The organism is Blastopirellula marina DSM 3645, from assembly GCF_000153105.1.
GTDB classification, from domain to species: Bacteria; Planctomycetota; Planctomycetia; order Pirellulales; family Pirellulaceae; genus Blastopirellula; species Blastopirellula marina.
The window spans coordinates 1,672,820-1,696,122 of the sequence record NZ_CH672376.1 but is presented as its reverse complement, the minus strand read 5'-3'; the positions used below and the strand labels follow the sequence as shown (position 1 = coordinate 1,696,122).

Annotated in this window: 17 protein-coding genes; 9 read left to right on the top strand and 8 right to left on the bottom strand. The window is 58.1% G+C overall.

The annotated features are described in order from the left end of the window. Positions 1-5: 5 nt before the first annotated feature. Both DSM3645_RS08760 and DSM3645_RS08755 read right to left on the bottom strand, forming a co-directional pair. On the bottom strand, positions 6-1,130 hold the full coding sequence (locus DSM3645_RS08760) for a hypothetical protein (protein ID WP_040351713.1): 1,125 nt from the start codon (positions 1,128-1,130) through the stop codon (positions 6-8). After that, on the bottom strand, positions 1,114-2,154 hold the full coding sequence (locus DSM3645_RS08755) for a vWA domain-containing protein (RefSeq protein WP_002651761.1): 1,041 nt from the start codon (positions 2,152-2,154) through the stop codon (positions 1,114-1,116). Before DSM3645_RS08755 ends, DSM3645_RS08760 begins: the two co-directional genes overlap by 17 nt. A 353-nt stretch (positions 2,155-2,507) precedes the next feature. On the opposite strand from DSM3645_RS08755, the gene DSM3645_RS08750 reads away from it, so the two are divergent. Together DSM3645_RS08750 and hemE are read left to right on the top strand one after the other, a co-directional pair. After that, positions 2,508-4,172: an alkaline phosphatase gene (locus DSM3645_RS08750; protein WP_237564782.1), complete on the top strand. Its 1,665-nt coding sequence runs from the start codon at positions 2,508-2,510 to the stop codon at positions 4,170-4,172. A gap of 121 nt (positions 4,173-4,293) precedes the next feature. After that, entirely contained in the window at positions 4,294-6,222 is a 1,929-nt protein-coding gene (hemE, locus tag DSM3645_RS08745) for a uroporphyrinogen decarboxylase (protein ID WP_040352319.1), read from the top strand. Positions 6,223-6,573: 351 nt separating this feature from the next. Here hemE and DSM3645_RS08740 read toward each other — a convergent pair whose 3' ends face one another. The 3 genes from DSM3645_RS08740 to DSM3645_RS08730 are packed head-to-tail and all read right to left on the bottom strand — an operon-like array spanning position 6,574 to position 10,265. Next, positions 6,574-7,341, bottom strand: coding sequence for a WecB/TagA/CpsF family glycosyltransferase (locus DSM3645_RS08740; protein WP_002651758.1), 768 nt, complete (start codon positions 7,339-7,341; stop codon positions 6,574-6,576). Next, positions 7,338-8,738, bottom strand: coding sequence for an O-antigen ligase family protein (locus tag DSM3645_RS08735; RefSeq protein ID WP_002651757.1), 1,401 nt, complete (start codon positions 8,736-8,738; stop codon positions 7,338-7,340). The genes DSM3645_RS08740 and DSM3645_RS08735 overlap by 4 nt, the downstream gene beginning before the upstream one ends. 45 nt (positions 8,739-8,783) lie before the next feature. Then, complete coding sequence (locus tag DSM3645_RS08730; protein ID WP_002651756.1) at positions 8,784-10,265, bottom strand: hypothetical protein; 1,482 nt, start codon at positions 10,263-10,265, stop codon at positions 8,784-8,786. 409 nt (positions 10,266-10,674) lie between these two features. Here DSM3645_RS08730 and DSM3645_RS08720 point away from each other — a divergent pair, with 409 nt between their 5' ends. From DSM3645_RS08720 to DSM3645_RS08695, 6 genes are all read left to right on the top strand, one after another. Beyond that, on the top strand, positions 10,675-11,784 hold the full coding sequence (locus tag DSM3645_RS08720) for a GNAT family N-acetyltransferase (protein ID WP_161603312.1): 1,110 nt from the start codon (positions 10,675-10,677) through the stop codon (positions 11,782-11,784). 33 nt (positions 11,785-11,817) lie between these two features. Continuing rightward, a complete protein-coding gene (locus tag DSM3645_RS08715; RefSeq protein ID WP_002651753.1) occupies positions 11,818-12,705 on the top strand; it encodes a polysaccharide deacetylase family protein in 888 nt (295 codons plus the stop codon). Continuing rightward, positions 12,702-14,258, top strand: a complete 1,557-nt coding sequence (locus tag DSM3645_RS08710; RefSeq protein ID WP_002651752.1) for a lipopolysaccharide biosynthesis protein — start codon at positions 12,702-12,704, stop codon at positions 14,256-14,258. Before DSM3645_RS08715 ends, DSM3645_RS08710 begins: the two co-directional genes overlap by 4 nt. Beyond that, positions 14,255-15,463: a glycosyltransferase gene (locus DSM3645_RS08705; protein ID WP_002651751.1), complete on the top strand. Its 1,209-nt coding sequence runs from the start codon at positions 14,255-14,257 to the stop codon at positions 15,461-15,463. The genes DSM3645_RS08710 and DSM3645_RS08705 overlap by 4 nt, the downstream gene beginning before the upstream one ends. A 131-nt stretch (positions 15,464-15,594) precedes the next feature. Further along, entirely contained in the window at positions 15,595-16,212 is a 618-nt protein-coding gene (locus DSM3645_RS08700) for a lysophospholipid acyltransferase family protein (RefSeq protein ID WP_002651750.1), read from the top strand. 12 nt (positions 16,213-16,224) lie between these two features. After that, entirely contained in the window at positions 16,225-17,250 is a 1,026-nt protein-coding gene (locus DSM3645_RS08695; RefSeq protein WP_002651749.1) for a phosphatidate cytidylyltransferase, read from the top strand. A gap of 416 nt (positions 17,251-17,666) precedes the next feature. Here the strand turns inward: DSM3645_RS08695 and DSM3645_RS08690 are convergent, their stop codons facing one another. Beyond that, on the bottom strand, positions 17,667-21,545 hold the full coding sequence (locus DSM3645_RS08690) for a family 10 glycosylhydrolase (RefSeq protein ID WP_002651748.1): 3,879 nt from the start codon (positions 21,543-21,545) through the stop codon (positions 17,667-17,669). Between the two features lie 160 nt (positions 21,546-21,705). Between DSM3645_RS08690 and DSM3645_RS08685 the strand changes: the two genes are divergently transcribed. Continuing rightward, positions 21,706-22,233, top strand: coding sequence for a GrpB family protein (locus tag DSM3645_RS08685; RefSeq protein WP_002651747.1), 528 nt, complete (start codon positions 21,706-21,708; stop codon positions 22,231-22,233). Positions 22,234-22,400: 167 nt separating this feature from the next. On the opposite strand, the gene DSM3645_RS08680 is transcribed toward DSM3645_RS08685, so the two are convergent. Next, positions 22,401-22,733: a hypothetical protein gene (locus tag DSM3645_RS08680; protein ID WP_002651746.1), complete on the bottom strand. Its 333-nt coding sequence runs from the start codon at positions 22,731-22,733 to the stop codon at positions 22,401-22,403. A gap of 209 nt (positions 22,734-22,942) precedes the next feature. Continuing rightward, positions 22,943-23,173 (bottom strand): carbon storage regulator, encoded by a 231-nt coding sequence (locus tag DSM3645_RS08675; protein WP_002651745.1) that lies wholly within the window; start codon positions 23,171-23,173, stop codon positions 22,943-22,945. Positions 23,174-23,303 lie beyond the last annotated feature (130 nt).

Genomic DNA, 23,303 nt, shown 5'->3' with positions numbered 1-23,303 from the left:
TTTCCTCAATGATCCTCGCCGCGATTGATTTGCTCTCGCAGCCGTTGTCCGAAATACGCGCCGCTGTAGTTTTCTAAAATTTCTTTGCGCAGACTCGCCGCTTGACTCGTTTCGCCTGCTTTTTGCAGTGCGGTCAGCGATTGATACAACGCGGCCGCCGAGAGTTCAGACCGCTGGGTTCCTTCGATCGCCGGAACATACATCAGGTCCAGCACTCCCCGCTGGACGGCCGATTGCATCCCATCCGCGATGCGCGCGTTCCCTAGCAAATAGTGAGCGATGCTTTGATTAAAAGGATGCATGCCGGGCAAGCGTGCTTCGATCTGCACAATGACCTGATCCTCTTCGCCGCGAGCCAAATCTCGCAACGCGGGCGCGATCACGCGCCAATCAGAAATCAGCGCGTTGTCAGCTCGGAGGTTTTCAAACGACTTGTCCGCCAACTGCATGTCGCCGGCCGCGATCGCCAACGAGCCAACATAGATGAACGTCGCTTGCGGCAGCGGCGTTTGCAAATCTTGAGCCGCCGCTTTGACGCGGGGAAGCGCCGCTTTCGCCTCTTCGACATCAAAGAAGATCGGCTCTAGTTCGGGAGATAATCCAGTCGCCGCGTCAAAACTTAGCTTGCGCTCTCCCGGCAGCGTGCCGATCAGGCCCGCTTTGCCTCGCAACATTTTCAAGCTGCGAAAATAAGCCTCCAACGCCGCCGCCGGACGTCCGGACGCTTGTCGACTCCACATGGTCGCTTGGCAGACGAGATAGGCGGTCTCGCTATTCCGCTCGGCGTAGATCGGAAACAACGCTTCCGCTTGTTCCGCCAAACCGACATAGTCTCCCACGCTCAGACGTTGCCGCAAACGAAAGAGCGGTCCCCCCAAATCTTGGAGCCGCTTGTCAAATTGATCCTGCTTCAGGCCGACGGCCCCGCGTTCGATCTGATCCCAACCGATGATCCCCTGGCCATCGACGTTGACCCCATCTTCGTCAAGAGACAACACTTTGACGTTGTTAAGGATTTCCAGGTTGCGCAATATCAACCGATCGGCGCAAACCGGCGCGGCCAGCCACAACGTGAAGAGGGGCGCAGCGATGATTGCAAGCAATCGGCCGCCGCTAGAACGCCTGAACATGGCGATACTCCCCTCCTGATTCGCCGGCGATTTGTCGCATCAGCGGTTCGGCGCTGCGATCCATGAACGAAATCGCGTGGACTTTGACTTTCGGCTCGCTCAGGTCGTTCTGTCGTTTCACTTCGCCCACGACATTGTCGTCAAATAAACCGTCGGTCATAAAGAAGACCGCGTCGGGGCGCGGTGAGAACTTCAACGCGATCTCAAACGCCGGCAACGGATTTGTTCCGCCGGCAGGCCCCACCGTTTTCAGCCATTCGGACAACGCATTGAAATCACGTTTCGGATGTCGCCAACCTTTTTGTGGAAAAGGAACCGCTTGGGACTGGAAGAAGATGACTTGAAACTGCGCTTCGCGCGGCAAGCTGGAGACCGTTTCTAGAATCTCTTCTTTGACATAGTCAAGCTTGACGCCAGACATCGACCCCGAACAGTCGGCAATGATGCAAAACCGGCGGCCAGCGGCTCGCAAGCCCATGAACGAAGCTCCGGCGCCGACGCCGCTCCCCCCTCCTCCGATCGTCGAGAGCGAACCGATCCCGCCCCCCATCGCGCCGCTGGGGGTCAGTGCCGCCGTGTCAATCAGCTCGCCGATATCGGTCGGCTCGGCGCTGGGAGGTGCGACTTCGTTCAGAAGTTCGTCGACCTCGACCGTTTCCGAGACTTCGCTGGCGGCGGCGACCGTATCCAGCGTTTCGCCCCCCGAATCATCGAGACTGACCTCGGGCATATCGCCGATCAGCACATCGACCCCATCGCCGGAAGTCGCCGATTGAAAGTTGCAGGTCACCGACGCGAACAGGATCAACAGCCCGGCATGCACGATGAACGAAATAAAGCCGGAGATTCCGTCATTCACCCAGGAGTGAAATAGAGAGCCCTCTGGATGAGGTTCGTCCGGCGCCAAGGTCTCGGCTTCGGGGAGCCGCACCACCTTATGACAGTGAGGGCAAACGATCTCGCCTCCCAACTGGTCGGCGGTGGCACGCAGAACGTTGCCGCAATAAAAGCAGGATAGCTGCATGAGGGTGCGGAGGGGGAAAAATGCCGCGCAAGAACGGATGAGCAGTTCGACGCAAGTCGTTGACTGTTTACGACCTTATGTTAGGGGGCTGCTCGATATCGGTCAACGATCTGGCGCGCCGACAAAGCCCGCACTACGGTTTTTTCCGTAGACAATTTCAGGCGTCGCGCCTTCCCCCACCGTCGATCTACTTTACCGGATGCCAACTCGAATCTTCACGAAATGAGGCCGATTTCTTCGTACAGAATCTGCATTTCGCCCACTCAGGCGATTCCCGGTAAAGTTTGCCCAACTATAATTTCCGGTTCCATTCCTAACCTTCGTCCCCTCCATGTCCAGCCTTGGGTGTTGCTTTGAGTCGCAAACTATTCGCTGTATTGATCTCGTTTCTGCTAGGCATGATCGCTTCGACCGCTCTGGGCGGCGATTACCTGCATCAACTCCAAGACCAAGGGATTTCGACCGGACATAGTGATGTCGCTCACTGGGGCCCCAAAGCGGACAAATACAGTTCGTGGACATCCCATTCGAATCGTCTGATTCCGGTCTATTCTTTTGGAACCAAAGGACAGCCTGGCGGGATCGATTTGAACAGCTACATCGGCGAGAACAGCGTCTACCGTAGCGAAAACAAGTTACGCGGCGTCTACGGCAAGCCGACCGAAGCGACGCTCAATCCGGCCGCTGACTACATGGATCAAACCAACATCTTTGATCTGCAGAAAGCGGCGCTCGACGCTGGCAAAAAGAATATCTTTTTGGTCGTGTTCGACGGCATGGACTGGCAAACGACCCAAGCCGCCGCGATCTGGAATACGCAAGAGATTCCTTACACCGCAGGCCGCGGCCGGGGAACGCACTTTCAGGAATACCAAGCGGACGGAACGACCCAATTCGGGTTAATGGTGACCAGCCCCTTCTGTGACGACGCTGACGTTGATGTCAACAAGCAAATCGTGAAAAATTCCGGCGGCGGACTCTTTGGCGGATACGACTTTACGCAAGCGGGATCGGCGCCCTGGGATCAGCCGACCGACATCCTGTACTTGATTGGCAAATCGAGCACCAAGAATGGCGTCAAACATTCGTACACCGACTCGGCAAGCAGCGCCACCAGCATGATGGGCGGTATTAAGACGTACAACGCCGCGATCGGCGTAGGCCCACGCGGCGAGCGTCCGAAGACGATCGCCCATCTCGCCCAGGAACAAGGATATGTCGCCGGCGCAGTCACCAGCGTGCCGATCAGTCACGCAACTCCCGCTTCGGCCTACGCCTACAATGTCTCGCGCAATGACTATCAAGACATCTCGCGTGACATGCTAGGGCTCCCCTCGGCCAGCAATCCCGAAACGCCGCTGCGCGGTCTGGATGTCGTGATCGGCGCCGGGCACGGTGTCAACGATCCAAGCGACAAAGGACAAGGCGAAAACTACGTCAGCGGCAACAAGTACCTGGCCGACGATGACTTGAAGAAGGTAAACGTCGAAAACGGCGGCAAGTATGTGGTCGCGACTCGCACTACCGGCGCCGATGGCAAGCAAGTGCTGGCCGCCGCGGCGGCGGAAGCCGCCAAGTCAGGGCAACGACTGCTCGGCTACTTTGGAGTTGGCGGGGGCGGCGATGCTGCTGGACACTTGCCGTTTTGCTCGGCGGAAGGGGATTTTCATCCCGGCTTGGGCGTCTCCAAAAAGTTGATCGCCTATGAACCAGCCGATTTGACTGAAAATCCGTCGCTGGTCGACATGACGCGGGCGGCGATCGAAGTCCTCTCGAAAAACGACAAAGGCTTCTGGCTGTTGGTCGAGTCTGGCGACGTCGACTGGGCGAACCACGCCAATAATTTGGACGCTTCGGTCGGAGCGGTGAACAGCGGCGACGCGGCGGTGAAAGCGATCACCGATTGGGTTGAGCAAAACAGCAACTGGAATGAGTCGGTCTTGATCGTCACCGCCGACCACGGGCACTACATGTTTTTGGACAAGCCCGAACTGCTGATCCGCCCCGAGAATCGCTAGATTCTCGCCAAACGTTCGTCTCGGCCCCCCCAACGACGAAGTCCGCCGTTGCGCGTACAATCGAGCGTACGCGCACGCAATAGTCTGCGCCAGAGCGTCTTGAACGCGGGGAATGGGATTGATGGCAACGGTAAAAAGCAACTTTGAGCAACTTCGCGTCGCCTCGTTCGAGAGTCGCCGCGGAGCGGAGATGGCCTCGCTGATCGAAAAGTTCGGCGGTCAGGCTTTCGTCAGTCCTTCGATGCGCGAAGTGCCGCTCGACGAAAATCGGGACGCGATCGACTTCGCCAACCATGTCATCACCGGCCAGATTGACGCGGTGATCTTTATGACCGGGGTCGGCTTTCAACATCTGATGAAAGCCGTCGAACGTCATGTCGATCGCCAACAATTTCTCAACGCCCTTTCGGACATTCCCACCATCGTGCGCGGCCCCAAGCCGTTAGCCGCGATGAAAGCGGAAGGGCTGACGCCGAGCATCCGCGTGCCGGAACCGAACACCTGGCGCGAGCTGCTGCAAACGCTCGACGCCGAGTTTCCGATCGCTAATCTCAAAATCGGACTGCAAGAATACGGAGTCCCCAATCCCAGCCTGATCGCCGGACTGGAAGCGCGCGGCGCCGAAGTGATCCAGTTGCATGTTTACGACTGGGACTTACCGCTCGATACGCAGCCGCTGGCGATGAATCTAGAGCGGATCATTCGCGGCGACATTGATGTCGCGATGTTCACTTCGGCCAATCAATTGACGCATTTGCTCAAGCTGGCCGAGCAACAGCGCCGCAAAGAAGAGCTAATGGCGGCGCTGCGCACGGTCGTGATCGCTTCGGTGGGGCCGACGATGAGCGAGCGATTGCGCGAATATGGCCTGCCGGTCGATGTCGAGCCGGTTCATCCGAAGATGGGTCCATTGGTCGCCGCGGCGGCCGAAAAATCACACGACATTCTCGTTCGCAAAAAACAAGTGAGAGCCGTTTTGTCCGCCAGCACGCCCAACATCGATCCCCGCACCGCCAAGTGGTACGACAGTCCGTTCATGAAAGCGTGTCGTCGCGAACCGACCGACGTGACGCCGATCTGGATGATGCGTCAAGCAGGTCGCTACATGGCCGAGTATCGCGAAGTGCGAGCCAAAACGACCTTCCTAGAACTCTGCAAAAATCCGCAATTGTGCAGCGAAGTGATGTGCACCGCAGTTACCAAACTGGGAGTCGACGCGGCGATTATCTTCTCGGATCTGCTGCCGATTCTAGAGCCGATGGGGCTCGATCTCGAATACGCACAAGGTGAAGGCCCCGTTATCCATAACCCGGTTCGGGAGAGCGCCGACGTCGATCGCGTGCTCGAACTCGAAAGCGCCGAGTCGCTTCACTACGTCATGGAGACCGTTCGCCAAACCCGCGCTGACATGCCTGAGCATATTCCGGTGATCGGGTTCGCCGGCGCTCCCTTCACGCTGGCCAGTTACGCGATCGAAGGTGGCGCCAGCCGCACCTATCTGCATACCAAGACGCTGATGTATCGCGATCCTGACGCCTGGCGAGCGCTGATGGAACGCTTGGTTCGCGCGATCACCGTTTACCTCAACGCTCAGATCGCCGCCGGCGCGCAGTGCGTGCAGATCTTCGACTCTTGGGCAGGCTGCTTATCGCCGGCCGACTATCGCCGCTATTTGTTGCCCCACATGAAAGAGATCATCGGCGGCATCACGCCGGGAACGCCGATCATCAACTTCGCCACCGGCAATCCAGCCCTATTGCCGCTGTTGGCCGAAGCAGGCCCGGCTGTGGTCGGCGTCGATTGGCGCATCGGTCTCGCCGACGCGTGGAACACGATCGGCGAGAACTTCGCCGTGCAAGGGAACCTCGATCCGGTCACGCTGTTAGCCGATCCGATCGAAATTCGCCGCCGCGCCAAAGAGGTGCTCGATCAAGCAGCCGGTCGACCAGGCCACATCTTCAATCTCGGCCACGGCATCCTACAGCAAACCCCAGTCGACAACGCGATCGCGCTGGTTGACATGGTGCATGAGATGAGCTCGAAGAAGTAAGAAACGTCGTCTCTTCGTAGCCCGAAGCGCGAGCGAGGGAAATGCGCTCGGCTATTCCGGTACGTATCGAAGTAGCGAAACGCATTTCCCTCGCTTGCGCTCTTTGACGTTGCGCCTTTTCGAGCCACTCGAACACTAGCCAGAGGCGCGAGCCGATGGAATGCGGCTGGCCACTTCAATCCGAGTTAGGATCGCCGACCCCATTCCATCGGCTCGCGCCTCTGGCTATTGTGACGATTTCCGGCTGGTTCTGGCCCTGTTTTACGGTTCTTTACTCAGGTTTCATCGTTTGTGAATCGCAAATAGCGCAACTTCAAAACTTCAAAACTTGCGCTTCGGGCTACGAAGAAATTATGTCGCGCCGACGTGCAGCCATTCGCGCCAAACGAGCGTCGGAAAGACAACCGCGTCGCGGACGTAACGTTTCACTAGTCGGCGTGGATCGACTAACATGCGATGCAGCCATTCGAGCCCGACCTGTTGCATCCAGCGGGGCGCGCGTTGCTTCTCTCCGGCAAGAAAGTCAATCGTCGCTCCGGCGCAGATCGCCGCTTTGGTTTTTAGTCTTTTTCGATGTCGCGCAATCCATAGCTCTTGCTTAGGCGCGCCGAGCCCGATGATTAGCAGTTGCGGCGCCGCGGCGTTGATCATCTCGATGATTCGATCATTTTCCGCTTCGTCATATTCAAAGCCTAGCGGCGGGCTATAGACGCCGCTGACCGTAACATGCGGCCAACGCTGCTCAATATTCGCCGCGGCTCGCTGCGCCACTCCGGCGGCTGCGCCCAGCAGGAAGACCGACAGCGGCTTTGCTTCGGTCGCGGCTGCAAACATCGCCGGCACCAGGTCCGATCCGGTCACGCGTTCCGGCAGCGGTTGCCCTAACAATCGTGACGCCCAGACCACGGGCCAACCATCCGCCAACACCCACCGCGCCTGTTCATACGCCGCTTGCAGCTGCGAATTCCCTTGCAGCAGAACCGCGTGATCGACATTCGGCGTGACCACATACTCGGTCGTCGCTTCGGGCGAATCCATCTGTCGCCAGATCTGGCGGACGGCTTCGGTCATGCGTAACGCGTCGATTTCGACGCCGAACAACTTCACACGCTGGGTCATGTCGTTCTTCTTTCTAAAGTCGTCGTCGGTTGTTGTCGGCTGGGCGCCCTCGCCAGGCGGGGATCAACAGCAACGACCGGATCGAATTGTTGCTTGATTCCCATCGCCATTCCGGCGACGCAGAAGATCAGTAGATGGTCGATCGGCGTGTAGGTAATTTCGTGCCCAAACATCTGCATCCACGAAATCACGATCACGCCAAGAAACAGAACGCCGAGCGACTTCGCCCAAGGAGGTTCTTCCCGGTGCGCCAATCGCCATGCGTCGCGCGTCCAGTAGTAGTACATCGCCAGGAACGGGATGAACCCGACGATCCCCAAGTCGACCAGGATGCTAAGAAACGTGTTGTGATGGTCGTAGTCACGAATCGATTCGAGAATCAGATCGACTTTGCGATCTCCCAAGTAGTCGAGCTTCGCTTCTTTGAACTGCGTAAACCCATGCCCTACAATCGGACTGTCAAGAAACATTTGCCAAGAAACGTAGGCGAAACTGGCCCGCATGCTGACTGAGTTTCGCGTGTCTTGCACGGTCCCTTCGCGCTTCAGTCCAATGATGCCGTCCATTTTGGTCAGTCCGCCCAACAGCGCCGCGGCGAAAAGTCCGCCGATCACAATTGCGCGAGCGCGACCTTGCAACGTAAGCCACAGGACGATCAGCAAGCTGCCGCCGGCGCCCAGCCAAACGGTTCGCGTTTTGGTGAAGAAGACCGCCGCCAAAAAGAGAGGAAGCAACATATAAAGCGCCGTGCGCCACTTAGCGCTGACGTGGTCGCGCAAAATCCAAACGGCTAACAAGCAGGTCGAAAGATAGACGCCGTAGCTGACCGACTGCACCATCGGACCACGAGCACGACCAAAGTGGAGCCCGATCTTAGGATCGGCGATGTAGCGTGGAAACAGAAAGCTGTACTGTCCCAGCCCTTCCAGCACGCCGGTCGTCGCCAGATAAATGCCGAAGACAACCAAGAAGATCAAAATATGACGCACCGAGCGCTCGGTGTAATCCAAGTTTCGCGCGATCACATACAACGTGAGCGGAATCAGATAGCCATTCAGAAAATGCTGAATGACCAGCGACTCTCCTCCCCACGGCAAGAAGCAGCTATTGATAAAGATCACCGCCATCAGCGCGGCGATCACATAGTCAATCGTCATCCAAGAGCGAAGCTGAACTCTCCCCAGCTTCCACTGCACGACAAACGCGCCGACCAGACCGATCAACGCCAGACGATCGAGCGACAGATGGATGCCGGCTTTGAACTCGAAAAAGAGAACCCCAAACGTCGACGTCGCGACCAGCAGCGCCATACAACCATGCAGCAGCGACCCGCGGATCATCCAAATGGTTCCCCATAGGAGGCCGGCGATCGCCAAGATGGCGTAGATAATGGTCATGAAACGTTCAATGCGAGTGGGGCCAACAACACAGGCCGCGCAGCTCTAGCGCGAGCTTGTCTGCGATCCTCGTTTGGCGAGTTGGATCAAAGCGTCGGTGAAAGATAGTTTGCGGACAGGCGGCGGGGTCAATTCATTCTTCACTCCGTTGATCGTGCCATTGGCCGTAAGTTCTACTTGGGCCGGTTCTTCCAGATCTGCAGGATTGACGGTCAGAAAGAGCAGCCCCAGTCCGCAGGTCAATCCGCCCAACAGTCCGGCGGCGACGATCACCTTACGGCTGGGGCCGATCGGGTAATCGCTGACTTCGGGCAATCCGACCCGCGTGAGCAAACTGGTTGCATGAGCGGCCGCCAGCGAAGAACGCGCGTCGGCCAGATTGCGTTGCACTTCGGCCAATGTTTCACTGCGCTGGCGGACTTCGCTCTCGAGGTTTCCGTACGACGCGCGAACTTCGGCCAGGTGAACCATCCGGCTGCGGACTTCGTCTCGCTGTTTGGTATATCCCTCAATGCGTTGCTGCAACACGCTTCGTTCCGCTTTCATGCCGCGAACGGCGATCGCGATTTCATGAAAGAGATGATCGCGTACTTCTTCCTCGGACTGGAGCGCCGATTGCACGGCCGGATGATCCGCCGTTCGCGTCCCTTGCAGTTCGGCCGTGCGTAGCTGCGCATCGACCAGGCCGTCTTTCAGACGCCGCAGTGCAGGCTGCGAGTCGAGCAAACTATTGGGGGTTGCGAGCAGCTCTTGCGGGTTTTCCGCCGCCGTTTCCAGCAGCGAAAGCAGTTGATCGTTCGACTGTTGCTGATCGCGCGTGCCGCGCAGCTCGGCTTCGACTTGAACGAATTGTTGTCGTAAATTGCCGTCTCCCGAGCCTGATTCGTTCAAGATGCGAAGTTCGGCCAGATCGCTGCCGACATCCCCTTCCAACTTCGAGAGTTTCTTGGTCGCGATGTTCAGCACGCTGGCCGCCAAGCGTTCGCTTTCTTCCAGTTCGGCGACAACGCTGCTCGCTTTGTGATCGCGAACTTGCTCAAGTCTTGAGTCTAACTCGTTGCACAACGTCGTCGCGAACATCGCGGCGCGTTCTTGCGATTCGGCCTCGACATGAATCGAGAAGATTTCTGTCGTGCCAAACTCGGTGCCGGAAGGAGAACTAACTGAGATGTAATTGTGATAGGCGGCGATGTCATCCGCGGTCGGCCACTCTGTCTTCGACGCTCCGAACCAACCGGGAGGCGGAGGACCGATTTTGGCGAGCGTATGGGTGACGACTTCTCGCGACCGAGCGATTGTTTGGATCGTCTCTTGCGCGGTTTTCATATCTTCAGGACGCGCGAAAGCGCCAGGGCGGTCGAGACCGCCGATCGAGATTTCACGCAGCACTAAGGTCTGCGTCGCCGACCACATCTTCGGCTTCAATAGAGCAAAACCGACCGCCGCGATGGTGATGACGGCGGCCGGTACGATCCAGCGGTAACGGTGGGATACGAGAACGGCGAGGATTCTGAGAGGGTCAATCATGGCGAATAGCCGGTGGGAAAAAAATCACGATACAGGAGCGACCCCGACGCAGCCTTACTTGGCGGCGTCTTGGTCAACTCCAACCCAGTTCGTGCCAGATTGATATTGCAGCCAGCGTGCCGAAATTCGCGAGCTGACGGAGAAAGACATGCTTAAGTCGTGATCTGTCAGCGACTTACTAGCGCAAAAGCGGCGAAAAATGCAGCGAGGAACGCCCAATCGGCGTTGCCTTTTCGCCACGTGATGATTCGGCGAAACGCCGCTGTTGCGTTTCGGCAACATGCCGCGAGCGCCATTTTGCGATTTCGATTTGCATTTAGGTCGCCATGGCGAATTGTTGTATATCTGCACGGCGTTTCCGAAATCGAACGACGCCCTGACGATAAGCCCCACCCTGCTTGGAAATAGCATGCGCGTCGAACGCCTTACTACCTTGGCGGACCTCACCTCCAGCGCGATCGATTGGTCGCCGCTGGTCCGCGGAGTTCCGTTTCGTCGTCCCCAGTGGCTGATCCCCTGGTGCGAAAACTATGCGCCCAGCGACCTTTACCTCGTGGCCGCCTACGACGGCGATCGCTTGGCCGGACTGTTACCGCTCTACCGCACGCGCTCGGCCGCCAAAGGCGCTACGCTACGTCTGATCGGTGACGGCGAAATCTGCACCGACTACTGCAGCGTGTTAGCGACGCCGGATGACTTGCCGGCCGTTTGTGCGGCTATCGCCCAATGGCTGACCGCAGCGGCGACCTCGCCGGCCGACAACTGGGATCTGCTGGAACTGGAAAACATCGCCGCCGATGACGAAGGCTTCGCACTACTACGCAATGGTCTGGAAGCGGACGAGAACCTGCTGCACCAGCGCGAAGCGCTGCAATGCTGGCGCTTGGAACTTCCCGCCAGCCAAGCGGAGTACGAGGCTTCACAGTCCAAATCGCATCGCAAGCAAATCCGCCGCTTTTTCAAGCGGACCCTCGACACCGATCGCGCCCAACTGCACGTCTGCAGCCAACTGGCCGAGATGCCGAAGGCGATGGAAATCTTGATCGACTTGCATATGCGACGCCGCCGCAGTCTGGGCCAGCCAGGCTGCTTCGCATCGCCGCAGTTTGATCAGTTTTTACGGCAAGCGACGGCCGAGATGATCTCGATCGGCAAGTGCGAAATCCTCTGGCTCGATCTCGATGGTGCGGCGATCGCCGCCGAGATTCATTTTCTCGGTGATCACATTCCATTCTGTTATCAAGCCGGCGTCGATCCCCAGCGACTCACCGAGGACCCCGGCAGCTTGATGCAGGCGGCCATCATTCGCCGCGCGATCGAGCAAGGGAATACCGCGATTGATTTCCTCCGCGGCGACGAACCTTACAAAGCTCACTGGCGCGCGACCCCGCGGCCATGCGTTCACTTGCGAGCGACTCCTAATCGGGCGACCGCCAAAGTCCGGCACGGTCTGTGGCTGGCCGGTCAAGAAGTAAAGAACTGGGTCAAAAGCGGGCTCAACATATCTGCGGCCGACTAAATCGACCGTGGGGACTAACCTCCAAAAAGTGCAATGACTACCTTGCGAGAGCGGCTGATCGATCTTTATTACGGCGCGACGTGGCTTTGGCGACGTCGTTGGAATCGGTTGCGATCCCGCGTCGGTTTGTCGCCGGTGATGATCTTGTTCTATCATCGCGTCGCCGATGACAACCCCAGCAGTTGGACGATTTCCAATCGCGGCTTTACCGAGCAAATCGACTGGATCGGCGCTAACTTTGAATTTGTTTCACTGGAAGAAGCGCAGCGGCGGATCGAGCTGCGCTACAACCCGCGTCCCGCGGTGGCGATCACCTTTGATGACGGATACGCCGAGAACTGCGAACAAGCGCTGCCGTTGTTGATCAAGCGAAAGATCCCGTTCACCTACTTTGTCAGCACCGGCAACATCATGACCGGAAAACCATTTCCCCATGAGGCCAACGCGCCGTTTCAAGCGCCGGTCAACACGCTCGAGCAAATTCGGAGCTTGGCTGCAGCTGGCGTCGAAATCGGCGCCCATACGCGCTATCACGCCGACCTGGGCTCGATCGATAACGAAGAACAATTGTATGACGAAGTTGTCACAGCGACGCGCGATCTGGCCGCGGCCGTGGGACAACCGATTCGCTACTTTGCGTTTCCGTACGGCTTGCCCAAAAATCTGAATGACCGTGCGTTTGAAATGTGCCGTGAAGCAGGAATGCTGGGCGTTTGCTCTGCTTACGGCGGTTACAATCTGCCGGGGGACGATCCGTTCCATCTGCAACGCATCCATGGCGATCCGCAACTGGCGCGGCTGCGCAACTGGCTCACGATTGATCCGCGCAAACTGTCGGTTCCCCGTTATACGCCAGAGACGCTGGTCGAAAAACATGCTGCTCCTCGTTATGCGACAGAAGCGACGGGAGTGATGGCATGAGCGCCGGCGCTACGTCCGCTTCCAATTCGGTATCCAACACCAAGAAGACGACGATCTCGGCCACTCCGCTTGCCGAAAGTCTCGTGCTGCTGGCCGTGCTTACGGTCGTCCAGCGGCTTGTCGGTTTCGTCCGCGGCGTCCTGTTTTGCCGCTGGCTCTCGCCAGAGCAACTGGGTCAGTGGGATTTGCTGTTCGGCTTTTTAATGCTGGCCGGCCCGTTGGTCGTCTTGGGCGTACCAGGAACCTTTGGCCGCTACGTCGAGTATTACAATCAACGTCAGCAGCTACGCACCTTTTTGAAGCGAACCGGGATCGTCTCGCTGGTGCTGGCGACCATCGGCTGCATTTCGCTGGTCATCTGGAATCGCGAAGCGGCTCAGATGCTGTTCAACGAGACGACGTCGTACAACACTATTGTCGCCGCGTCGATCACGTTGGCGGCGGTTGTGGGCTTCAACTACTTGATTGAGCTGTTCATCGGCATGCGTCAGATGCGCGTCGTGTCGGTCTTGCAGTTTGTGAACAGCCTGATTTTCGCCGTCGTCGGACTTGGTTTGATCCAATTCTGGGAAGCGACTTCGATGGCCGTGATTCTCTCGTATGGGATCGCCTGTGCGGTGACGTTCGTGCTCGGCGGCTTCTTCTTGCTGAGCAAATATCGCTTGCTTCCCAGCGAGACCGAGATCACGACCAATCGCGAATTCTGGGCGAAGCTGGCGCCGTTCGCCGCCTGGATGTGGGTTGCGAATCTGCTCTCCAATTTGTTCCTGGTGGTTGATCGTTACATGATCGTTCACTTCGGCGGTTTTTCGCCAGAGCAAGCGGCGTCCGAAGTCGCTAATTATCACAGTAGCCGCGTCGTCCCTTGGCTGATGGCTTCCGTCTCCGGCTTGGTGATCGGCGTGTTGTTGCCGCACCTTTCGGCCGATTGGGAAGCGGGCCGACGGCGCGAAGTGGGCGAAAGCTCCAATCTGATCGTCAAGCTTGGCTCCTTGGTCTTTACCGGCGGCGGCGTGGTGATCTTGTTGGCAGCGCCTTGGCTGTTTGCTGTCGTCTTCAACGGCAAGTATGACGGCGGTTTGGCGGTGCTGCCGTGGACGGTCGCTTCGTGCGCCTGGAGCAGCATCGGCGGTTTGACGTTGCTGTATCTCTACTGCGCCGAGAAAGCGAAGCTGGTCAGCTTGCTCTATGCCGTTGGCTTGACCTTCAATATCTGTTTGAACTTCCTGCTGCTCCCGCGGTTAGGACTAGAGGGCGCCGTGCTCGCGACCGCCGTCTCGAACGGAATTACCTTTTGCGTCGGACTCTCGCTTTGCAAGCGGCTCGGCATGGAGGTTGACTCGTCGACCTGGATGGCGGTCATGCTGCCGATGACCTTGGGCTTTGGCCTGCTGATCGCAGCGCCGATCTGGATCGTCTGCGTTTGGCAAGCCTGGGTGGGTCATACGATTTTGTCAAACCACGAAAAACATCAGATCCTGAATGGAGTCGCCATGCTCCGAAAACGTTATGCCAGCGGCCCCAGTACCGCGAGTCCCGGAGACGCGTCATGAGCCGCTACTTTCGCCAACCGCTCGACCGCCGCGGCCCGCTGCGCGTGATGTTTATCACCACCAGCATGCCGGTTGGCGGCGCCGAAACGTTGTTGGTCAACCTGATTCGCCGACTCGATCGCACACGTTTTGCGCCCGAGCTGTGTTGCACCAAACAGCGCGGCCCGCTGGGCGAAGAACTGAGTCACGAAATTCCGACCTTCGATCATTTGCTGAGCGGCAAGTACGATCTGCGAGTCTTGCCCCGCATGGTTGAACTGTTTCGCCTGCGGCAGATCGATGCGATCGTCACTGTCGGCGCCGGCGATAAAATGTTTTGGGGGCGCCTGGCCGCTTATCTGGCCGGCGTGCCGGTGATCGCTTCAGCGATTCATTCAACCGGGTGGCCCGATTCGATCAATTGGCTCAATCGTCGTTTGACCGGTATTACCGATCGCTTTATCGGCGTCGCCGATCCTCACGGAAAACATCTGGTCGAAGTCGAAGGCTTTCCGCCGTCGAAGGTGGTCGTCATACGCAACGGCATCGACACCGCTCGCTTCCGCCCTAATGTCGAAGCACGTCGCAAATTACGTCGCGAGTTGCAAATCGCCGAGAACGCCCCGGTGTGCGGCATCGTCGCGGCGCTGCGTCCCGAGAAAGACCATCGTCTTTTCGTGACGGCGGCGGCGAAGGTCTTGGAAACGCTGCCGGAAGCTCGATTTTTGATCGTCGGCGATGGTCCCGAGCGCCCGGCGATCGAAGCGAAATGTCGCGAGTTGAATGTCCAACGGCAAGTGATCCTGACCGGCAGCCGGAGCGATATTCCGGAGCTGTTGGCCGCGTGTGACCTGTTTGCGCTTACGTCCAAAAACGAAGCGAGCCCTGTTTCGATCCTCGAAGCGATGTCGGTCGAACTGCCGATCGTCGCTCCGCGTGTCGGCAGCATCCCGCAAGCGGTGGATGACCCCGCTAACGGATTGCTTTACCCGGCCAGCGACTTGTCCGCCGTCGCCGCAGCGATGCGACAGTTGCTGGCCGATCCTGCTCGCATGCGGCAAATGGGAAAATCGGCGCGTGACAAAGCGATCGGCTACGGCTCTCTCGAAACGATGGTCGGCGGCTACGAATCGCTGATCGAGTCGGTCTATTCGGCGAAATACCCGGAATCCGCAGCAATGAGCTCCCGATCCGGATATGCCGAAAATCCTGCGTCGACTGCGTAACATCCCTCAATTACAGACCTTACGCCGGATCAGCGGACTATCGGAACCGAGGGCCGCGCGATACGATAGAGGCGTCGACATTTCCCTTATCGTGATCGGCGGTAGATGGACTGGCCGCCTGAATTTTTGCCGTGGACCTGAATCTCACTGCACCATTTCTGGCGGCGTTGGCGAAGGTATTCGCAGGCCCGAGCGTGCGCTGGGTCGACTGTCAGCCTGACACGTGTCAGCGGGTCTATTTCGCGAATCATACGAGCCATCTCGACCCGATCGTAATTTGGGCGTCGCTGCCTCCGGATGTTCGTAAGGTCACACGTCCGATCGCCGCCAAAGACTATTGGTCGCGTGGTTGGTTCCGTCGTCATCTGGCCCGTTCGCTGAACGCGATGTTGATCGACCGCGACAAAATCAAAGTTCATCAAAGCCCGGTCGACCTGATGATTCGGGAGATCGGCGACCAATATTCGCTGATCGTCTTTCCGGAAGGGACGCGCGGTCATAGCGACAGCGGCCAGATTCGCGAGTTCAAAAGCGGCATCTATTATCTGAATAAGAAGCGACCTGATCTGGAATTGGTGCCCGTCTACATGGACAATATGAACCGCATTTTGCCTCGCGGCGAATACCTGCCGGTGCCGATGCTAAGCCGCGTCGTATTTGGTCCTCCGATCTGGTTGGAGCAAGGGGAAACGAAGAATGATTTTCTGGCGCGTGCGCGCCAATCGGTGCTGCGACTGCGAGACGTTTAATCGGCCCACGGAATGACTTTGCTCTCTCAAATCTTCACCCTGATCGCTCAGTCGCAAAGCGTCCATCTGCTCGATGGTCCGACTGGGGTATTGTTGGGGGTCGTGATCGGTTGCTTGTTGATCGCGACGGCCGCCGGCCAGATTCTCAAACGCCAACCTGACTCCAGCGTCAATCCGGCGATCGTGCAGGCCTTTATCCATCGCGTCCGCGCGTGGTGGCTGATGACGGCGATTTTGGCGGTCACCTTTTTGATTCCCACGCCGATCGCAACGGTCATTTTGTTCGGCCTGATTTCGTTTTGGGCGATGCGTGAGTTTATCACGCTGACGCCGACGCGACTCGGCGATCACCGGACCTTATTTTGGGTCTTCTTCGTCCTGACGCCGGCCCAGTACGTGCTGGTCGGACTAGGGTCGGCGCACTACGAACTGTTTAGCATTTTGATTCCGGTCTACGGATTTCTGTTTGTCTCGGCCCGGATCGCGATCGCGGGAGACTACAAACGCTTTCTGGAACGGGTCGCCAAAATTCAAGTCGGGCTCTACATCTGCGTCTACGCTTTAAGCTACGCGCCGGCGCTGCTTTACCTCGAGCAATGGAAAAACACCGACTACACGACGTCGGCCGGTCTCCTGTTCTTCTTCATCCTGATCGCCCAACTCAGCGATCTGCTGCAGTTTGTCTGCGGCAAGCTGATCGGCCGCAACGTGATCGCGCCGTCGATCAACGCCAGCCGGACCTGGGAAGGATTCTTCGCCGGGACCGGCGTCACCGCAATCATCGGCGCGGCATTGTCGCTGACCGGCGCTACGCCGTTTAACTCTTGGCAATCGGCCCTGATGTCGATCGTCATCGCCGTGATGGGCGCCGCCGGAACAATGACCATGAGCGCCATCAAACGTGACCGCGGCGTTCGTGATTATGGAACGCTTGTCGAAGGCCACGCTGGCGTCTTGGACCGGATCGACGCGATCTGCTTCGCCGCGCCGGTTTTCTATCACATCACGCGATATTACTTCACGACCCTCGCGGGGTGAGGAAGAAAACCGGAAACGGGAAAGCGGAAACTGACTCGGCGTCGGACCGGACCGCTGTGATTTTTTTTGGCTGTCCAAGCTCTCTGGTGTTAATTTGGGAGAATTGACGGCCTTCTCGGATGTCAATCTCGGATCGGACGATAGGACCGGACCGCTACATTTTTTTTATCGGATCCCTCAACCTCTCTGAATGTTAATTTGGGAAGGTCACTATACAGCTCGGCGTCCGGACTGGACCGGACCGCCAGCATTGGTGCGTTTCGACATGTCGATTCTCTCGATGCGTCGAAGCTGGTCGAGCGGACCAAGATTCCCATTTCCCCTCTCGCCGTACGGCAATCGACCACGGATCTGTGCGGATTGTCAACGGACAATCTTTGACCGTGGGCATGGCCCAGCCAAAAGTGGTCGCCTGTTTAGAACCGCGGGAAGCGGGGGGTGTATTTTCGGAGCCAATCGAAGCGGGATTCTTCTTTCGGTTCAGCCGGAGCCGCGCGGTCAGGCAAGGTTGCGGTTCGCTCGACGGTCTTCGGCTGCTGCGTCAACTCGGGCGCGATCGGTACGCGCTCTTGCAGGAATCGGACCCAATAGCTGTCGAGAATGCGGTAGCAATCGGCGAATTGACCTTGATGGTACTTACCGTCTGAGAGCGTTCGCAGCTTTTGCAGCTCGCGCTTTTCTCCTTCGCTAAAGCCGACGTCGAACACCTGGACTTCGTCGACCGAGACGTCGCCTGCGCCCATCAAGTCAAACCCAACTTTCAGGTCGACCAGATCCGACGGCAAATCATAGACGCCATGTTCAAAGATGCGCCAGTTCGCTTCGACCGCCGGATTGGGCCCGGCGCCTAGCGATAGCGGTTGGTAATAGTCTTGCCCATTCACTTCGCCGTCGACCGAAATCCGGAGCGGCGGCGACAACTGCGCCTTGTTGCTGCGAAGCTGCGCTCGTACGAAAAGTCGCCCTGTGCTGGGACGCGGAATCGGCTCGCTCCGAATCCACGCGACTCCGCCGCCGCTTTGCATCTGCAGCGCCGCAGCGCCCACCGGCGGGTTATCAGGATCAATTGCAATTCTGGCGTCCGCCGCGGCGTTGTACTTCCAGCCCAAGATGCCTTCGGCTTGCGGCGGCGACTCGAAGCCGGGGTTTTTCAACACGGCCAGCGGCGGAACGCTACGCAAACTACGCAGTCGCAGCGAAAATTCTTTGTTGCTTTGATCCAGCGCGGCCAGCAGCGCCGGCGGCAGCAATACTTCGGCCGATTCAAACAGCGTGCCGGGAGTATCAATCGAAAAGGCTTCGAGTCCATAAGCCGGTAATGTCAGTGACCAGACGGCGTCTCCAGCGGCCAAAGCAACGCTTTCAGCCGTTGGCTCGCCAAGCGGCGCCGCCGATGCTGCGGCCGCATGTCGCACCGTCATGTTCAGCGTAATCGGCCATGGAGATGCGTTGGCGAAGTAGCAATAGGTAACCCCGTTCTTGACCAGGCGGCGAGCCACAACCGGTTGCAACACGCACGGCGTCGACCAGGCGATGTCGTCAAAACGTTCACGCGGTAAAGCGGTCATCGTTTGCAAAACGTCACGGACCACTTCTTCTTCGCCCAGCGGAACCGACCAGCCGCCGCGCAATAAGATCGCCGCATCGACATCGACCAGCGCCTCGATCAACGGACGTCGCGCTTGCCGCCCCACGCCGACAAACTCGGCGGCGATCCAAGAGAAATTATCGGTTCCCCCAAACGGGTTCGCTTCGTCCAGTTTGGCCAGCCGCATGGTCGCTGGGACATGAAACTCCAGCACGCCGCGATTCACGTGCTGACTATAGGCCGCTTCTTCCTGCGAAGCGTTGATCATCTCATACGAGCCCAGGTTTGCAGGCTCCCCTTCCGGTCGAACATAGCCAGTCCGCAACAGCGCGATCGCGTCGCTCGCTTGCAGTTGATGCCGACTGACGCCGGCTTCGAGCAGCGCCCCGTCCAGCGTCATATTGCGCGGCAAACTAGGCGCCAAGCGATCATTCCAGTCATAGCCCCTGAAAGAGCCTGCCGTGTCGAGCATCAATAGGCCCGTCGGTTTCTTACGCCGGACGATTTGGGCCGCGGCTTCATAAAACTGACTCATTTGCTCGGCGCGCCAAGCGAGCCACGCTTGGCGATGCTGCGCTAAAATCGCGGTGGAAGGGCGTTGTCCCAACTCTTCAATCGAACTGGCGATGCGCGTCTCTTGCAAGAACCGGTTGACCGTCGCACGATCCATTCCCCATTTGGCGCCCGGCAGCTGGGCGTAGCCGTTCGCGTTCAGTTGCAGCGTGACGCCGCCAAACGACGGATGATGTCCATAACGGTTGACCAGTTCCTCGATCAGCTGCTCCATCGCGGCGCGAACTTCAGGATGCAGCGGACTGTAATAGGCGCCCTGCCCTCCTGCACTGCTGATCTCGATCGCAGCGCGACCTTGATCGTCAACCAGATCGAGCCGCTCGTCGCCCAACGACTCGCGTAGTTTCTCGAGCGATTCTAGCGGAGCGTTGAATTCGATCGCCGGGAAGAGCGTCATCCCGGCTCGATCAAACTGCCGCAGCAGCATTTCCAACACATCTTTTTGCACAGGATCGCGCCCATCCAAAAAGTAAACGCCTTTGTCGTACTTGGGATTGGTCCGAATCAGCTCACTCGGAAACAGGGCCGAACCTTCGCTCAGCACCGAGATCGACGCTCCGTTATAGCCTGCATGTTGCAGGTACTGGATCAGACGATCGCCCCCTTCGTAGAAGGTGACCCAGTCGTCGAGACTGCGCTGCGATACCGGATTGACATCTTGCGTGGCTGAAAAGGTAGAACCAAACAACGGCTTTTCGTAATGTGCGATCGCCAAGCGACCATCGGCCAACGGTTTGGCTTTTGCCGGCGCGACGGCGGCTTGTCCCGCTAACACGCGGATCCGGCCGAACACCGCTTCGCCCGTCTCGCGTCGATTTGTCAGCACGACCAGCGGCGTCGTACTCTTGGGCCAGAAAACGATTCGATGCGTTTTCAGCTCGGCCGTTTCTCCACCGACTAGCCCGCGATTTTCTAGTCCAGCGTCGACACCCAGCGGCGAGATCGAGCCTCCCGCGTTCGGTTCGAGAATGCTGATCCCCAAACTTTGCGCGACGTCGCTAGGGTATTCAATTTCTAAGACATGCGGCTGGCCCACTTTTTCAATCGCCAACGGAAATGCGTGCCAAGCGTCGACGGTCAGCTCGGTCCACTTGCGATCTAGATGCGTTCGCGTCGTCGGCGGTTGGTTGAATAGTTCGGTCGGGCGTTGCCGGCGCCAAGGATTGTATTGCGACAACCGCGACATTCGCAGCCACCAACCGGGACTGGCCGGGTCGATGTCAACGATCGTGCGCAGCGGACCATCATCGGCGGCCGCAGCGTGCTGCGGATCGATCACGACCAACTGCACTCTCCGTTCGAGCAACGGCTTGGCCGAGAAGACCAGATTGGTCAATCGATCTTCAACTAGCGTCGCCGTCAGTTCGTAGACCCCTTCTTCTTGGGGAAGCGGGACAGCGTAAGTCGTTTGCAAATCAATGCCGCCGCTGCGATCCGTGGTGTACGCTTCACTTTGCGTCCAAATCGCATCGGTCTTGCGAGCATGGCTCAGCCGCAGATCCAATCGCAATTTGGCGCCAAACGACAATTGCGGCTGATTCGCCTGATATCGAAGCGAGAACGTTTCGCCTGGTGCGAAGATCAGATTCTTGCGATCCATCACAACCCGCAGCGCATCGCCAGGTGAGCGTCGCACCAACAGTTGCGTTCCCTGCGGATCGAGCGCCGCGCTGTGCGAGCGATCGAGCAGCGTCTGCAGCGGGATGACGATCGGCTGCGCCGGCTGCGTCGCGGATTGGGGGTGAATATCAATTTGCAACTGGGCCGAGAGAGGCGCTGTCACCGCAATATCAAAGCCGTCGTAAACGCGCTCGGTGCGATGTTGAATTTGGATGGCGCCATCGATTTCGCGAACCGAGCGGGCCTCATCGGCTTCCATCCCCAACAACCGTTTTAGCTCGATCTTGCCAGAGGAAATGCGCACGTCGCCGCTCCAGCTTTGCACCGGACCTCCGCCCCACGCGATCCGCAAATCAAGCTGGACCGGTTCGCCGATGGTTTGCGCAACGGCGAAATTCCCCCAGCAAAGCAGCGACCAGGCGAAGAGAATGGGCGCATAGAGACAGACAAGACGCGTACTTTTATGACGCGCACGCCTCGCCGTCGGACCTCCTTGTCCGGGAGAAAACGCCATCTGCTGGTTGGATTTCGGTTAAGATGCCATCGTAGCAATCATTCAATACTGGTCGCGGATTATAGGCGTTTGATCGTCTCCGCGACTAGAGAGATCTCAGCGGTAATCCAGCGAATTGGGTTTCCCGCAAGCCGCTAGCACCGCCCGAGGAGGGACTGCGATGAGCCAACTTGTTTTGTACGCCTACGACCCCCGCTGGCCGCAAGCTTTTGAGCAGATGAAATCAAGCCTGCGTTTCGCCGCCGAAGGACTGATTTCCGCCGTCGAGCATGTCGGCGGCACGGCGATTCCCATGGCGCCAGCTAGAGACGGGGTCGTCGATTTGCTCATCGGCGTCGACGATACGGACCAACTTGCCGAAGTCGCCCCCTATATCGAAGGGCTCCGCTTCTCGGCCGTCGACACGCGTCTGGCCGAAGAGGGAGTGCTGGCCGAATATCGCCGTCGGCGATTTGGCAGTACGCCTGCCTATCGGTTGCTGTTGACCCCTGCGAGCGGAGATTTTTGGCGCAATGCGGTTCGGTTTCGTGACGCGATCGCCCACTGCGGCGGCTCGACTGAGCGTTACGTGCAGCTCAAACGGCGTCTGGCGATCCAAGGAGTGGATGGAGCGCAGTACGAACTTTCGAAGCTCGTATTCTTCCGCCATATTGAAGAACAACAAAGCGGCGGAGAGCTCGCAGAATAGCCTTTGGGCGATGCAAGCCAGCCGGAGAGTGGAGAGGCTCGGGGAAGTCGTCGTTCGGCGCCCAGTCGCGCGTTTGACAGAGCGCCTCTCTACTCTCCGACTATCGGCTTACATCGGCGATCAAGCGGCAACGGATCCGCATGACCGCAGGGAGGTAATCGAGAGAGTTACGCCGAAGCGTCGTCCGCAGAGGCATCGGACGTCAGGTGATCTGGTTTAGCCGTACGACGACGGCGTTTGGTCTTGGTGGCGCTCCACTCTTTGGTGAGCGATTCAAAGACATCGGGCGATTCGTAGCGAATCACGTTTTTGCCTTCCGGCATCGGGCCGATTAGCCCGCGGAAGATCGGCATCCCTCGCAGCGCCAGATCGGTGCTGCAATCTTCGACGCCGACTTGAATATGCATTTTCAGCAGCGGTTCGGCGTTGTCATAATCTTTGATCCGCAATTGACCATTTTGTCCACGGGTCACAATTCGGAACGTATCCTTCTTTGCCATAATACCTGCTCGCTGGTGTCTCGTCGTTCGATCCAGTCGCTGTGGCGACAAGGATAGTTATCGACGAGTTGCTAGCAGAGACAAAGGTTTTCTGGCCAAGGACTTAAACCGAGATTATCGGCTACAAGCGGCACAACGCGTACGATAGGCGTCTCACCACCCGGCTTGGTGATGCGACTGCTTTTCTCACGGAAATGTCTGGGCCAGAACTAGCCGACATACGCATTCTCGTGATGCGATCCAGCGTGCGAATAGAACGGAATCGCGGCCGGCAGCTCGTCCTTCTCGTCTCGCACTTCTAACTCGCCGCGGCGAATCCCCATCTCAGGCGGTGCGTCAATCCCGATGCGAACTCGACCACCCTTCAACTGGCTGATGGTGATGACGATGTCGTCGCCGATGCGGATGGTTTCGCCAGGTTTGCGTGTCAGTACCAACATATCTAGGCTCCTTTGGAAGAATCAGAGGGGAAATCCATTTACCTTGCCTGAGCGAAAGGTCTGTAGAAGCAAACGACAAACCAAACCGGCAAAAAGTGACCAAAACGCCAGATTTTCTCAATTTTGGTCA